Genomic DNA, 14,403 nt, shown 5'->3' on the forward strand with positions numbered 1-14,403 from the left:
TCACTTGGGCGAGGACGGGGACTCGACGGTGATCGAACCGTCGATGATGCCTGCCTTGATCGTGTCGAGTTCGCCCTGCAGTGCCGGGTCGACCTGTGACTCGAAGTCGTGGAACGGTGCGATGCCGACACCGTCGTTCTCGAGGGTGCCGACGTAGGGTGCGTTGTCGAACGATCCGTCACCCGAGGAGGCGACGATTTCGTCGACGCTGGTCTGCAGGCCCTTGGTGACCGACGTGAGGAGCAGGTCGCCGACGGACGGGTCGGATACGTAGACGTCCGCGTCGGCACCGATCAGAGCGATGGGACGCGAGGAATCACGGATTGCCTGTGCCGCGCTCTGGTAGATCGGTCCACCGACGGGGAAGATGACGTCCGCGTTCTGGTCGATGAGGCCTTGAGCGGTGTTCTTGGCGACGGCGTTGGCTTCGAAACCGCCGGTGAACGAGCCGTTCTGGGCCGGGACGTCCCAGCCGATGACGCGAACGTTGCCGTTCTTCTGCTCGTTGAAGTAGTTGACGCCGTCGGCGAATCCGTCCATGAAGATGGTGACGGTGGGCAGTTGTGAGCCACCGAAAGTACCGACGACACCGGTCTTGGAGAAGCTCGCAGCGGCGTAGCCGGCGAGGAATCCGCCCTGGGCCGCGTCGTAGGTCAGCGGTTTGACGTTCGGCAGGTCGATGCTGGAATCGTCGATGATGGCGAAGTCGATGTCGGTGTTCGCTTCGGCGGCGGCCTTGGTGGCGTCGGCGAGGTCGAATCCGACGGTCAGGATCAGCGAACATCCCTGGTCGATCAGGTTGTTCAGGTTGGGGTTGTAGTCCGTCGGCGACGCCGATTCGACGGTGATGGGCTCGACACCGAGCTCTTCGGAGGCGTTGGTCAACCCCTCGAAGCTGAGCTGGTTGAACGACTTGTCGTCGAAGCCACCTGCGTCGGACACCATGCAGGGCTTGAAGTCGCCTGCTGCTGTGCCACCGGAATCCGATCCACTGTCCTCGGGGGCGGAGCCACATCCAGCGACGAGTGCGACCGCCCCGAGCGACGCGACTCCCCCGAATACCAGTCTGCGGGTGTGTGAGCGGGGAACGACGGTCAAAACTTCCTCCAGTGTTCGGTGCAGCACGGTGGCGCTGCTGCGTGTTCGCGGGTCTCGTGAACACGCGATCGGTGTGTGGCTAGTTTGTCTGATTGCGGACGCTACTACTCGCTCGGGTTACCCGCATGATTTCGCGCCTTACGCCTCCGGGTCCCGGGGGTTCGGTTTCCGGCCGTCGACGCTGCTCCCGTCACGGTCTCTCGGGACGTCGGCTTCGTCGTCGCGCACCATGACGGCGGGGCCCGCAGCGACGATCGAGGGGTCCTCGGGCGTGCCGGGTCGGAAGACGTTGAAGAAGAGATTAAGTACCACCGCGACGATGCTCGCGGCGCTGATGCCGGAGTGGAACACAGTGACGAACCAGTCCGGGAACTGGTCCCAGAAGTCGCTCGCCACAACGGGAATCAGCCCGAAGGCAAGTGTCACCGCGACGATGACGAGATTGTTGTTGTTGTCGTAGTTCACCTTGCCGAGTGTGCGGATGCCACTGGCCGCGACGGTCCCGAACAGTGCGATGCCCGCCCCGCCGAGAACGGGAAGCGGAATCACACCGACGACCGCCGCGAGAATCGGCGAAAGACCCAGCAGCGCAAGCACTCCACCGCCCACGGCAACGACGAATCGACTCTTCACTCCGGACATCGCGACGAGCCCCACGTTCTGCGCGAACGCGGTGGCGGGGAACGAGTTGAAGACCGGAGCGATCGCCGAGGACAGCATGTCCGCGCGGAGACCGTCGCCGACGCGCCGGGTGTCGACGTCGGTGCCCACGACCTCACCGACGGCGAGGATGTCGGCCGTGGTCTCGACCATGATCACCAGAATCACGATGGTCATCGAGATGATGGCGCCCACGGCGAAGATGGGACTGCCGAATGCGAACGGTGTCGGCAGTGCCACGATGTCCGCATCGCCGACACCGTCGAAATCTGTTTTTCCGAAGACGAATGCGGCGATCGTGCCCACGAGAAGTCCCAGCAGAATCGACAGCCGCGACACCCTGGGGGTCTTCGTCAGGATCAGCACCACGAGCAGAGTGAACATCGCCAATCCGATGTTGCCGACGTCGAGGTACTCCGGATTCGGTGCGCCGCCGACCATTTCCTGCCCGGTGATCCACCGGGCCGCGACGGGCATCAGCGACAGTCCGATGACCGTGATGATCGATCCGGTGACGATGGGCGGAAAGAACTTCACCACTTTCGAGAAGAACGGTGCGACGGCGAGGCCGATCAGCGCGGCGACGATCACCGAGCCCAGCACGGTTCGCAGGCCGGTCTCGCCGTTCTCCGCCCCGACGATGATGGTCAGCATGGTGGAGACGGCGGCGAACGAAATACCCTGCACCAGTGGCAGTTGCGAACCGAAGAACGGCACGCCGACCGTCTGCAGCACCGTCGCGACACCGCTGACGAACAAAGCGCAGGAGATGAGCAGCGCCTGGTCGGTACCGGAGAGCCCCGCCGCGCCGCCGACGATGATCGGCACTGCGATGACGCCGCCGAACATCGAGAGGATGTGTTGCATGCCGTACCCGAACATCTGAAGCACCGGCGGCGTGGCGTCCTCTGGCCTGGTCATGCACCGAAGCGTACGAACCCTCGGTTACGTCCGATCAGTTGTCGAGTTTCGACGGTGTAACCAGGTGTTCGAAGGCCTTCAAGTTCGCCAACGACTCGCCCCGGGACACACGCCAGGCCCACTCGCGTTTGATCGATTCGGCGAAGCCGAGTTCGAGCAGAACGTTGAAATCTCCGTCGGCGGCTTCGAGCACCTGGCCGAGTATTCGGTCGATTTCCTCCCCCGTCACCGCATGGGTGGACAACCGTCCGACGAGGTAGATGTCTCCTACCTTGTCCAGGGTGTAGTGCACTCCGTAGAGCCGTCGATTTCGGCGCAACAGGTATTTGTAGACGCCCTCGAAGTTCTCGTCCGGTTTACGGCAGACGAACGCCTCTATCCGTACGCCGTGGTGCCCGACGGTGAGGATCGTGGTCGTCTTCAGCTTCCGCTCGCCCGGCAGTTCGACGACGAACGCGTTGTCCCCCTTGCGTTGGTACTCGAGCTCGCGTTCGCTCAGTACCGAATCGATCAGCTCGATCAGCTCGCTCATGCCGTTGCCCCCGCCCTTCGTAGCTTCGACAGTCCGCGCACGCGCCGCGGCGAGAACTCGCTCGGGGCCTCGTGACGGTCGAAGTGGAACTGTGCTGCACGATAACTGTCCAGCAGGCCTTCCGCGGTGTGTTCCCACGAGAAGTTCGCAGCGTGGATCGGGGCCGCGGACGCCATGTGCGCCAGGCCATCTCGATCCGCGAGCATTGCGCCGAGGGCTCGCGCCCACTCCGTGGTCCGGTGCCCCTGCACGAGCACGCCCGTCTCCCCGGACCGCACGGCGACCCCGAGCCCGCCGACGTCCGCTGCGATCACCGGGGTTCCGCTGGCCTGAGCTTCGATCGCGACGAGTCCGAACGATTCGTTGTAGCTCGGCACCGCCACGACGTCGGCGGCACGGTAGACCTGGACGAGTTTCTCGGAGGGCTGCGGCGGCAGGAACGTCACTCGCGTCGAAATACCCAGTTCTGCAGCGAGTTCGATCAAGCTGTCGGGGCGGTCGAGGCCGCTGCCGGACGGCCCTCCGACCACGAGCACCCGCAGCGGAAGGCTCGGCCGAGCGGCCACCAGTTCCGCTGCGGCGCGCAACAACACGTCCGGGGCCTTGAGCGGTTGGATCCGGCCGACGAAGGCGACCACGGTTTCCGACGGATCGATACCGAATTCGGCTCGCGCAGCGGCTTTGTCACCGGGCCGGTACCGGCCGAGGTCGGCGCCGGGGGCGACGACGTCGATCGATCGAGGCGATGCGTGGTAGATCTCGATCAGCTGCTTCGCTTCCTCGCCGGTGTTGGCGATGAGCCTGTCCGCCTCGGCGACCACCTGTTGCTCGCCGATCTGCCGCGCGGCCGGTTCCGGGGAATCCCCCGCTGCCAACGACGCGTTCTTGACGGCGGCGAGTGTGTGGGCCGTGTGGACCAGCGGCACACCCCAACGATCACGGGCCAACCATCCGACCTGGCCGGACAACCAGTAGTGCGAATGGACCAGATCGTAGTAGCCGGCGTCGTGCCGGGCCTCTTCACGAAGGACTCCTGCCGCGAACGCGCACAGCTGCGTCGGGAGGTCCTGTTTGTCGAGCCCCTCGAACGGCCCTGCCACGATGTTGCGCACCAGAACGCCCGGCGCCGCTTCCTCGAGAGGCTTGTCCGCCGACGACGTCGCCCGGGTGAAGATCTCCACCTCGACGCCCCGTTTCGCCAGCTCCTTGGCGCTCTGGAGCACGTAGACGTTCATTCCGCCCGCATCCCCCATGCCCGGCTGCGCCAACGGCGAGGTATGCAACGACAACACTGCAACCCGATTCAACTGGCGACCACTCACCACACCAGTTTGCACTCTCCCGCGCCGGGTGGGTTCACAGACCCTGGACGAAGGCCGTCACCTCGGCCAGAAACCGGTCGGGATCGGCGACGAACGGGCCGTGGTCGACACCCTCCCAGAACGAGGCGGTTGCCGCCGGAATCAGCGACGCAGCATGCTCACCAGCGGAGACGTCGACGACGGTGTCCGCGGTGCCGTGGAGGACCAGCGCGGGTACGTCGAGGCCCGCGAGCAGGTCGTCGTGCGAGACAGCCCGATCGAACAGCGCTGCTCGGACGCGGGGCAGCGTGGACAGCGTCGCCCCGAACAGGGCCTGAGCCTGCGCGCCTTTGCCCTCGATCGGTCCGGTGAGTGCACGACCGAAGCTGCCGAGCGCCTTGATGGCCACCCGCGGCTCCTCCGACATCGCGTCCGGGATCGCCGCGCGCATCGCGCTGCCGACTCGACCACCGGCTTCCCCCCTGCCGATGCTGGTGATCGCGCCGACGAGCACGATGCCCGCGACCGCCCCTGTCCCGTGTGCGGCCAGGTAGTCGCAGATGACCAGGCCGCCGTAGGACCAGCCGAGCAGAACCGCGTCCTGCTCGATTCCCTCGGCAGTCAGTACCGCGTGCACGTCTGCCGCCCAGTTGGCCGATTCGCCGTACCCCGTGTTCGGCGCGTCCGAGTAACCGTGGCCCCGCAGGTCGACCGCGATCACCCGGTACGACTCCGCCAGCGTCGTCAACACCCGGTCACCCCAGCACGCGGACGACTGCGCCCACCCGTGCAGCAGGACGAGCGGGCGGTGCGACTCGTCGCCGCTCACTCGATAGACGATGTTCGTGCCGGCCGTCGTGGTGTCGATTCGGCTCGTGGCGTGGCGTACCGATCCAGTCATGCCCCCATCATGCCCGGGTGCCCGACTGCCCGACTGCTCGGAGCGCGAGTTACGCGGCGGCCCGGCGCATCGACGCGAGCGGATCGGAGTAGACCGAGCTGAGGGACACCACGGCCGCAGCGAATTCCTGCACCTTGTTTCCGAAACCGGAGATTCGAATGTCCTTGCGCGGCAGCGTCGACGTCTGGCCGAATGCCTCGGCGACGTACGGAATACCCGCGGCGTACTCGGTGAACGCCTGTCCGCCGAGGACCACCCGATCGGGGTTGAACAGATCCCGCAGGAGTCCGACCGTCCGACCGAGCACCTTCGCACGTTCGACGAGGATCTGCTGCGCCGCCGCCGAGCCGTCGTGTGCGGCCTGGTACAGCGCGGCGACGCCCGATCCTGCCGGGAGAACCCCACGCTCGACGGCGATGGCCAGCACCGCGCGGTCGCTCACGGTCGCTTCGAGGCATCCGCGGTTTCCGCACTGGCACAGCACGTTCGATCCGGTGGGCAGGTGAGCGATCGACCCGGGTCCGGTGGAGGGCGTGTGCACCCGGCCGTCGATCGTCAACGCGATTCCCGCGGTCTCGCGTGCATAGAAGTACAGGCTGGTACCGGTCGTCGTCGTGTCCGCCCGCGCCGGCGTCAGGAGCAGTTCGGAGCCCGCCATCGCCTCGACGTGACCGGACACGGAGACGGGCAACCCCAGACCGCCACCGACGATGGCGCCGACCTGGGCGTTCTCCCAGCCGAGGCGGGGATGATCCACCGTGCCCGACGCACCGTCGACTCGACCGCCGAGGGCGACACCCACCCAGAGCGGAGTTCGACGGTGCCAGCGCGCCGCGAAAGCGCCTGCGCTGCGGGTGATCGCGGACAACGCTTCGGAGGCGGGGCCGCCCGGCGTCGGGATCTCGACGGCACCGAGGATGCGACCACGCAGGTCGCTGACGACGATGCCGGTGACGATGGCACCGATGTGGATTCCGATGGTGGCGAAGGGCTCGTGGTTGACCTCGAACGGCACGCGTGGGCGGCCGATCGCACCGGAGGCCGTCAGATCGGCGCGTTCGCGAAGCAACCCGACGCCGAGCAGGGCGGAGACCTGACGGTTGACCGTAGCGATACTCAATCCTGTTGCGCGAGCGGCAATATCACGGGAAAGCGGACCGTCGGCGGAGGCTACGCGAAGCACCGATGCGGCGGGACTGTCGGCGATGCGCAGGTCGGGTGCAACGACCTGAACTCGGGCCCGTCCCGCTACACGGGACAGAGAGGTGGGCCGTGACCCTCGAAGGTTCACGGAAGTGGAAGATACCGGCAAAGTTGCAAGTGACACTGTGGTTCGTCCTCGGCAGAAGACCCACTTGAATCGTGGGTGACACAGGTGCTGGAGAAGGAGAAAGTCGAGCGAGCGACGCCTGCAGAACGGCCGATACGGCCGAGAATCGAGAAGCGATCCCGAGAAAGCTACAGGCCTAGAAGCTGCGACAACACAGTTCGCGAGGGAGCGGCAGCCGGGAACCCAGAGCAGCGGTCACGTACGTGACGCGCAGTGCAGGAGTGTGGCTGGCGGACATGAACGCAAAAGTAGCACTTCCCCGCCCGATCACCAATACGGGCAAGATTTCCGCTGCGTACCGGCCGCGCCCGACCGGAGTCTAGAATTTCTGCCATGACATTGTCAGAACAAATCCCGTCCGACGCCCGCATCGCCGTAGTCACCGGCGCAAGTTCCGGCATCGGTGAGGCAACCGCACGCCAACTCGCCGAGCAGGGCTACCACGTCGTCGTCGGTGCGCGTCGCGTCGATCGACTCGAGAAGCTGGCATCCGAAATCGGTGGGACTGCACTGCAACTCGACGTCACCGACGAAGATTCGGTGGCCGCGTTCACCGCGGTGATCCCCCGTGTTCACGTGTTGATCAACAACGCGGGAGGCGCGAAGGGACTGGCACCGGTCATCGATGCCGATCTCGACGACTGGCGCTGGATGTGGGAGACGAACGTCCTCGGCACCCTGCGTGTCACCAAGGCATTGCTTCCGAAACTCATCGAGTCGGGCGACGGACTTGTGGTCACCATCACGTCGGTGGCCGCCTTCGAGGCGTACGACAACGGCTCGGGATACACCTCCGCCAAGCACGCACAGGCCGTCCTGCATCGCACGCTGCGCGGCGAGCTGCTCGGGCAGCCGGTTCGGCTCACGGAGATCGCGCCGGGAGCCGTGGAAACCGAATTCTCGCTCGTCCGTTTCGACGGAGACGAGGACAAGGCCGACGCCGTCTATCAGGGCATCACGCCGCTCGTCGCCAGGGACATCGCCGAGATCATCGGGTTCGTGGCATCACGTCCGTCGCACGTGAACCTCGATCAGATCATCATCAAGCCGCGTGACCAGGCCGGCCCCGGCCGCTTCAGTAGAAAATAGAACCCTTTGTGTGAGTGGAAATGTAGCGTCTTCTGGTCGCTCCGCAGGCTCCGCTCCTGTCCCAGGGCCTACATTTCCACTCACATAAGTTGCATCAGAGCGCAGACATCGACTCCCACGTCGGCCAGTCGATCGCCCAGTCGTAGAGGTCACCGTCGGCGGCCGACAGATCGATGGACGTACCCGTCACCTCGACCGGATCGCCGTACATCGCGGTCCCGAAATACTGCTCCGCGTCCGACGTCGACAGGTTGATACAGCCGTTCGTCACGTTGGACGCCCCCTGGACACCCGTCGTCTCCGGGTTGGCGTGGATGAACTCGCCGTTGTTGGAGATCCGCACGGCCCATCGTTCGCGCACGTTCTCGTAGAACGGCGGGTTCGACATCAGGAAGTCCTCGTGCTTCTCGGTCACCACGTGCACTCCGCTGCGCGTGACGTTGCGCGCTTCGTTGCCCTCGCCGTAGCTGACGGGGATGTCCATGATGGTCTGGCCGTCGCGGACGACCTGCATGCGGTGGCTCGTCGCCTCCGCCTTGACGATCTGGCTACGACCGATGGTGAAGTCGAGTGTCACGTCGTCGGCGCCGTACGCACCGCCGCCGTAGTCGACCCCGTACAGGTTCGCTTTCACCGACACCGTCGTGCCCGGAGCCCAGTAGTTGGTGGGGCGCCAGTGGACGCGTGAGCCGTTGTCGTCGGGGAACCAGGCCCACGCGCCGGGCGTCGGCGGGTTGGTCGTCACCGTCAACGCCTTCTCGACGGCGGCCTTGTCCTCGATCGAGGAGTCGAACTGCAGGATGATCGGGGCCGCGATCCCCACCTCCTGGCCGTCGCCGATGTTGGTGCTCACCGACGTGCGGCTGTCCGGCGTGACCGTCGTGAAGCTGCCCTCGACGGGTACGGACTTGCCGTCGCTTCCGACGGCGTTGCCCGCCCAGGTGTACGAGACGCCGTAGCCCAGCGGCTCCGTGACGGAGTACGACGCCTTGTCCGGCGCCAGCGCGCCTTGGACGACCTTGCCGTCGGGGTTGGTGAGGGTGACGTCGGCCAGGGTCCCGTTCTTCACGGCCACGGAGATCGGCGCGACGGGGCTGACGTCCTCGGCTCCGTCGGCGGGGTTCTGCGTCACTTGGGCGACGGGAGCCGCTTCGGTGGTCGGCTCGGACCCACCGGAGGAGCCGTCGGTGCCACCGATGGTGCAGCCCGCGACAAGCGCCGCCAACGCCACGATTGCTGTGACCAGCCACAACAACCGCGTCCGTTTTGTCTGTTCTACCTGCTCATGCACGTATTCCAACGTACTCGCGGCTCATGGGCGAACCACTATCGAAAGCTCGGGTGCGCGGAGATTCACATCGAATCCTCGAGGAGATTCGGACAATCCGCGCACTTCAGAGCTTCGTCGACCTGAGTTCGTGTCCCTTGGACGTCAGGCAGCGGCCGGTATCGAGGTTCCAGTCCCAGCCGTGCAGGTTGCAGGTCAGCTTGTTGCCCTCGACGATGCCGAACTTCGACAGGTCCGCCTTCAGGTGCGGGCAGCGACGCTGGATCTCGTAGCCGTCCTTGACGATGGTGGCGGTGTCGTCGTGTGCTTCGGCGAACCACCCGTCGGCGTAGGCGATGCGCTCGTCGGTGAGGCACTTGAAGAACGTGTAGAGGAACTCGTTGTATCCACCGACGCGTCGGGCCCGGAACCTGGTGGACAGGAAGATCGAGTTGACCCAGTCCGGTTCCTTGTCCCGCACGGCCGTCCGCACGAGCTGCGGCGAGATCGTGAAGCTGTACCGAAACCGCTCCTTGAGCAGGGGCTCACGCACGATGCGCTTGGGGAAATCGAGCACGACGGTTTCCGCGCCGAGCATCAGGGCCACCGGGTACCCGATGCCGTCGCAGATCTGGTCGGTTTGAATCATGATGGGCTCGAACAGCTCTCGCAGTGGCTCGAGCAGTGGCTCGCCCTCGGCCGGTGCCCACGCTGCCTTCTCCGCGGCGATGACGCCTGCCTGTCGCTGCGCGAAATCCTCGATGTACTGGGCCTTGCCGGTGGTGAAGATGGCTTCGGCTTCTTCGGTGGGAATCGGGTGCTCGTGCGAAACGAGCTCGCTGCCCGAGAACGTCGACGTGGTGCCGGGGATCTGCAGCAGGCCCTTGTCGTGACCGTTGCGGCGCATCTGGTCCAGGAACACCATCTGGTCGGGGAAGATGTTCGACGGGTCCTCGTACACGTCGTTGAGGAAGCGGAGCTCGTCGTCGAGGAAACACGGCGGGCCTGCCGACGGAATCACCCACGTCGCGCCGATCTGCTCGATGTATTGGCGCGCACGATCCATCTGACGCTGACGCTTCTGCTCACCGAACGACTTCTTGGCGCGCTCGACCATGTCGTAGACCATCGGGTACCAGATCGCGCCCGAGTACTGCAGCATGTGCACGTCGACGTGCCCGAATTCCTCCGTCAACACGTCGAGGTCGACGGGCCGGGCGTCGTTCATGTTGAACGCGACGGTCTCTCCGTCGGAGACGACCAGGCCGGAGTCACCGATCGGGCCGTCGGCGGGTGCGCGCAGGGCGATGATCATGATGTCGAGATCGCCCTTGGGACCGGAAATGCGGTGCTTGACCGAGTCCGTCGTCTCGAAGAACTTGTGGAAGCCGAGCTTCTCCAGCTCGTGCTTGAGGTCCGGCACGGGGTAGTCCGGCAGCAGAACGGTGGTGTCCTTGTCCACGTGCTCGGCGAGGTTCTTGGGGTCGAAGTGGTCCTTGTGCAGGTGCGAGACGTACAGGTAGTCGCACTTGCCCAGCTCGTCCCAGTCCAACTGCGTGTTGTCCGGGAACGGGAACCAGGACGTGAAGTAGGCAGGGTTGACCCACGGGTCGCACAGGATGGTGCCTGCATCGGTCCGAATGTGGAACCCCGCGTGCCCGACGCTTGTGACCTGCAACGAACTACTCCTTAACTTGCTACGAAGAATCAATGGTAGGCGCTGCCACCGACTCGATGCTGCTACCGATTCAACTCAGCGAGCAGCCGACGAGATCGCACTCCGGCACCAAGGTGATGCCGAACTCGGCTTCCACTCCGTCACGAATGTGCGACGCCAACGCCATGACGTCCGACGTGCTCGCCCCGCCGCGATTGGTGATGGCCAGCACGTGCTTGGTGGACAACGACACTGTTCCGTTGCCGAACTCCGTGCCGTAGCCGTGCGCGAAGCCGGCGTTCTGGATCAACCAGGCGGCATGGATCTTGATGCCCGACGGGTCCGGATACTGAGGCGCCCTCGATGCGGACGCGGGGATCTCCGTCAGCACCGGATTCAGGAAGAACGAGCCGACACTCCACGTGTCGTGATCTGCCGCGTCGAGCACCATGCCCTTCTGGCCACGCAGATCGAGGACTGCTTCTCTCACATCGAGAGCAGGGACCGTGTCACCGATGTCGACGCCGAGCCGGTCCGCGAGACCGGCGTAGCGGACAGGATCGGAGGACACGGACCGTCGCAACCCCATCGTCGTGTCGAGAATGACGTATCGCATCGAATGCTTGAACACCGACTGACGGTGCAATCCGAAACCGCATCGGTCCGGCGACCAGACGGCGGTCTCGCCTGTCTCGCGGTCGTACACCGTCAGCGATTCCAGCACGTCGGACGTGACCGTGCCGTACGCACCGACGTTCTGCACCGGCGTCGCACCGGCCAATCCAGGAATGCCGGACAGGGTTTCGATCCCGGCAAGACCCTCGTCCAACGACGCGGCGACGACGGAGTCCCACCGCTCACCGGCAGCGACCCACATGGAATCACCGTCGACGCGCACTCCCGACGTCTCGACCTTGATCACCAGACCGTCGAAACCCTGGTCCCCGACGACGAGGTTGGATCCGCCACCGACCAACAGCACCGGGGTTCCCGACGCATCGGCGTCGCGCACGAGGGAGACGAGTTCGTCGGACGTCGTTGCGACGGCGAACTCGCGAGCCGGGCCACCGAGTCGCATGGTGGTGAGCTCGGAAATTGCGGTAGGCACGGGAGTCCAGGGTACCGGTCGACGCGGATGTCGGGAGCCACCGGTACCCTCCGCCTATGCCTCGCCCCATCGCGCACAGCGCGCCCGTTCCCGCACCCGTCGACAAGGTGCACGCCGCGCTCGTGTCCGAGAAGTACTGGAAGGACCGCATCGAGCAGATCGGCGGTCCGGGCGCACAGTTGGTGAGCGTCACCGCGATCAACGGAACCATCAGCGTCGTCATCACGCAGTCGGTTCCCGAGGAGGAACTCCCCGCCGCGGTCACCGCCTTCAAGAAGGGCCCGCTGATCATCGAGCGCACCGAGTCGTGGGGTCCTCTCGGCGGCGGTCGCGCCGAGGGCAAGTTCGGAGCCACCGTCGACGGCGCTCCGGCAACCATTTCCGGCACCACGCTCCTCGAAGGCGACGACACGTCGTCGACGATGTCGCTGTCCGGAACCACCGAGGTCAAGATCCCTCTCTTCGGGAGCAAGATCGAAGCGATGATCAGCGAGCAGGTACTGGGGCTCATCGACAACGAGCACGACTTCACGGGCAACTGGATCGCGGACAACCTCGGATAGGTACCCTCTCCGGTTATGGCGCGCCGAATGAACTACTCAGCCCGGTTCACCTACTCCACAGAGCAGGTGTACGCGGCATTGTCGAGCCGCGATCACTGGGACGCTCGCATCGAGGAGATGAAGAAGTACTCCCACAACGAGCTGAAGAGCTTCGAGGTCTCCGACGCAGGCATCGACGTCGTGATGCACCACATCATTCCCAGGACCGAACTGCCGGACATCGCGCAGACGGTCATGAAGAAGGACATGGTCATCACCCGCAACGTGCACTTCGACCCCTACTCGGACACCACCGAAGGCAAATACGACGCCTCCATCCCCGCCGGCCCCGGCAGCCTCAAAGGCGTCACCTCCCTGTTCTCCACCGACACGGGCTCGACGCTGCGGACCTCCTCCGAGGCCAAGGTGTTCCTACCTTTCGTCGGCGGAAAACTGGAACAGCTCATGCTCGTCAACCTCCGAGACCTCTGGCGCGGCGAAGGCGAAGTCACCGCCGACTGGCTTGCCCAGAACAACTAGAGGCTCCACTCCTGGCCAACCGGGTCGTTCCGCAGGCTCCACTCCTGGCCAACCGGGTCGTTCCGCAGGCTCCACTCCTGAAGGCACTGTTACCCGCGGCACCACCGGCATCAACCGCCTCCGCCGCAGTGATCGGTGGCTGATGCACGATCCACTCGTGCGCCGGGTGCTGACCGATGCACCCGATCCCCTGGTCGTCGATCTCGGGTACGGCGCACGGCCGGACACGACGCTCGAGCTGGCTCGTCGGCTCCGAACCGTTCGGCCGGACCTGCGGGTCACCGGCCTCGAGATCGATCCCGCACGAGTTGTCGAGTCGCAGGAGAACGTCACGTTCGCGCGCGGCGGCTTCGAGCTCGCCGGCCTCCGACCGAACCTGGTTCGCGCGTTCAACGTGCTGCGGCAGTACCCCGAGGACGCTGTTCCCGACGCCTGGGCCCGCATCCTGTCCGGGCTCGAACCCGGCGGGCTCCTGGTCGACGGGACGTGCGACGAACTCGGCCGTCGGTGCGCGTGGGTGCTCGTCGGGCAGCAGGGTCCGATCTCGTTGACCTTGGCGTGGGATCCGTTCACCGTCGCGACGCCGTCGGACATCGCGGAGCGTCTGCCGAAGGTGTTGATTCACCGCAATGTGCCAGGTGAACGCATTCATGCGGTGCTGCGCGCCGCGGACAGGGCGTGGTCGACGGCGGCGCCGCTGGCACCGTTCGGCCCGCGAGTGCGATGGCGGGCGGCCTTGAATCAGTTGGTCGCCGAGGGTCTTCCCACCACGGCGCCGCGGCGCAGGCTACGCGACAACATCCTCACCGTTCCCTGGGATGCTGTGGCGCCCGCCGAGACCTAGGTGCAGGACGAGAGGGCGAGCTCGACGCGTTCGGCCACTCGTTCCGGCCCGCCGACGGCTTCGTCGTACAGGGTTCCCGGGTCGACGCGGCCGATGGCGACGGCGTCGCCCACCACTTCGTCGAGGGTGATCTGGGAGATTCCTCCGGCGGCGAGGTCCAGGACAGTTCGGACCGGGGTGGTCATCCGGAACGTGCCGGTGGACTCGAAGTCCTTCGGAGACAGCTGCAGTCGGTGCACGGCGAGGCGCGTGTCGGTCAGACGCAGGTTGGTGTACGCGGAGACGTGCACGAACTGCGGGTGCAGGTGTCCGAATCCGTGTAGCTCGGCGGCACTTTGGTGAGAGATCACAGCATCACCACCGAACCACGCGCACCACATGGCGAACTGTTCGAGGTCGCTGTGCGGCCAGTCGGTCAGCCGGCACAGGTTTCGTTCCACTTTGGTCCAGTCGCCGACGGCGATGTTGGCGACCACTGCAGGGGCCTCGAAGCCCAGGGCCTCGGCCTGCTCGGTGGTGAAGTATCCGTCTTGGCGTGCTGCCAGACGACGCAGTTCGACGGTGCTCGGCCGTAACGTGCTCATGCGCCCCAGCGTACGACAATCTGTGTTGC

14 protein-coding genes are annotated in these 14,403 nt (G+C 65.4%); 4 read left to right on the forward strand and 10 right to left on the reverse strand.

Annotated features, from left to right (window positions below; all coding sequences use genetic code 11):
- From BH95_RS14295 to BH95_RS14320, 6 genes are all read right to left on the reverse strand, one after another.
- Complete coding sequence (locus BH95_RS14295) at positions 1–1,125, reverse strand: BMP family lipoprotein (RefSeq protein ID WP_019666532.1); 1,125 nt, start codon at positions 1,123–1,125, stop codon at positions 1–3.
- A 111-nt stretch (positions 1,126–1,236) separates the two neighbouring features.
- Entirely contained in the window at positions 1,237–2,679 is a 1,443-nt protein-coding gene (locus tag BH95_RS14300; RefSeq protein ID WP_037182805.1) for a nucleobase:cation symporter-2 family protein, read from the reverse strand.
- Positions 2,680–2,713: 34 nt separating this feature from the next.
- A complete protein-coding gene (locus BH95_RS14305; RefSeq protein ID WP_019666534.1) occupies positions 2,714–3,211 on the reverse strand; it encodes a YbjN domain-containing protein in 498 nt (165 codons plus the stop codon).
- A complete protein-coding gene (gene mshA / locus BH95_RS14310) occupies positions 3,208–4,536 on the reverse strand; it encodes a D-inositol-3-phosphate glycosyltransferase (protein WP_026348044.1) in 1,329 nt (442 codons plus the stop codon). Before mshA ends, BH95_RS14305 begins: the two co-directional genes overlap by 4 nt.
- 31 nt (positions 4,537–4,567) lie before the next feature.
- The gene (locus BH95_RS14315) at positions 4,568–5,413 is read right to left on the reverse strand and encodes an alpha/beta fold hydrolase (protein WP_037163812.1); all 846 of its coding nucleotides are present in this window, start codon (positions 5,411–5,413) and stop codon (positions 4,568–4,570) included.
- Positions 5,414–5,462: 49 nt separating this feature from the next.
- Positions 5,463–6,704: an ROK family transcriptional regulator gene (locus BH95_RS14320; protein WP_244164970.1), complete on the reverse strand. Its 1,242-nt coding sequence runs from the start codon at positions 6,702–6,704 to the stop codon at positions 5,463–5,465.
- Between the two features lie 372 nt (positions 6,705–7,076).
- Between BH95_RS14320 and BH95_RS14325 the strand changes: the two genes are divergently transcribed.
- The gene (locus BH95_RS14325; RefSeq protein ID WP_020112540.1) at positions 7,077–7,832 is read left to right on the forward strand and encodes an SDR family NAD(P)-dependent oxidoreductase; all 756 of its coding nucleotides are present in this window, start codon (positions 7,077–7,079) and stop codon (positions 7,830–7,832) included.
- A gap of 94 nt (positions 7,833–7,926) precedes the next feature.
- Here the strand turns inward: BH95_RS14325 and BH95_RS14330 are convergent, their stop codons facing one another.
- The 3 genes from BH95_RS14330 to BH95_RS14340 all read right to left on the reverse strand — a co-directional run bounded on the left by BH95_RS14330 (position 7,927) and on the right by BH95_RS14340 (position 11,864).
- Entirely contained in the window at positions 7,927–9,123 is a 1,197-nt protein-coding gene (locus BH95_RS14330) for a L,D-transpeptidase (protein WP_026348046.1), read from the reverse strand.
- Positions 9,124–9,226: 103 nt separating this feature from the next.
- Positions 9,227–10,777, reverse strand: coding sequence for an MBL fold metallo-hydrolase (locus BH95_RS14335; RefSeq protein ID WP_019666540.1), 1,551 nt, complete (start codon positions 10,775–10,777; stop codon positions 9,227–9,229).
- A gap of 70 nt (positions 10,778–10,847) precedes the next feature.
- The gene (locus tag BH95_RS14340; RefSeq protein WP_019666541.1) at positions 10,848–11,864 is read right to left on the reverse strand and encodes a UDP-N-acetylmuramate dehydrogenase; all 1,017 of its coding nucleotides are present in this window, start codon (positions 11,862–11,864) and stop codon (positions 10,848–10,850) included.
- 56 nt (positions 11,865–11,920) lie between these two features.
- On the opposite strand from BH95_RS14340, the gene BH95_RS14345 reads away from it, so the two are divergent.
- From BH95_RS14345 to BH95_RS14355, 3 genes are all read left to right on the forward strand, one after another.
- The gene (locus BH95_RS14345) at positions 11,921–12,427 is read left to right on the forward strand and encodes a DUF2505 domain-containing protein (protein ID WP_019666542.1); all 507 of its coding nucleotides are present in this window, start codon (positions 11,921–11,923) and stop codon (positions 12,425–12,427) included.
- 15 nt (positions 12,428–12,442) lie between these two features.
- Positions 12,443–12,946, forward strand: a complete 504-nt coding sequence (locus BH95_RS14350; protein ID WP_020112541.1) for a DUF2505 domain-containing protein — start codon at positions 12,443–12,445, stop codon at positions 12,944–12,946.
- A 142-nt stretch (positions 12,947–13,088) separates the two neighbouring features.
- A complete protein-coding gene (locus BH95_RS14355) occupies positions 13,089–13,790 on the forward strand; it encodes a class I SAM-dependent methyltransferase (protein WP_037163816.1) in 702 nt (233 codons plus the stop codon).
- Here BH95_RS14355 and BH95_RS14360 read toward each other — a convergent pair.
- Positions 13,787–14,374 carry a type IV toxin-antitoxin system AbiEi family antitoxin domain-containing protein gene (locus tag BH95_RS14360; protein ID WP_019666545.1) on the reverse strand — a complete coding sequence of 196 codons (588 nt, stop codon included), beginning with the start codon at positions 14,372–14,374 and terminating at the stop codon, positions 13,787–13,789. The genes BH95_RS14355 and BH95_RS14360 overlap by 4 nt on opposite strands.
- Positions 14,375–14,403: the final 29 nt, after the last annotated feature.

Origin of the sequence: Rhodococcoides fascians A44A (assembly GCF_000760735.1) — a bacterium.
Classification (GTDB): domain Bacteria; phylum Actinomycetota; class Actinomycetes; order Mycobacteriales; family Mycobacteriaceae; genus Rhodococcoides; species Rhodococcoides fascians_E.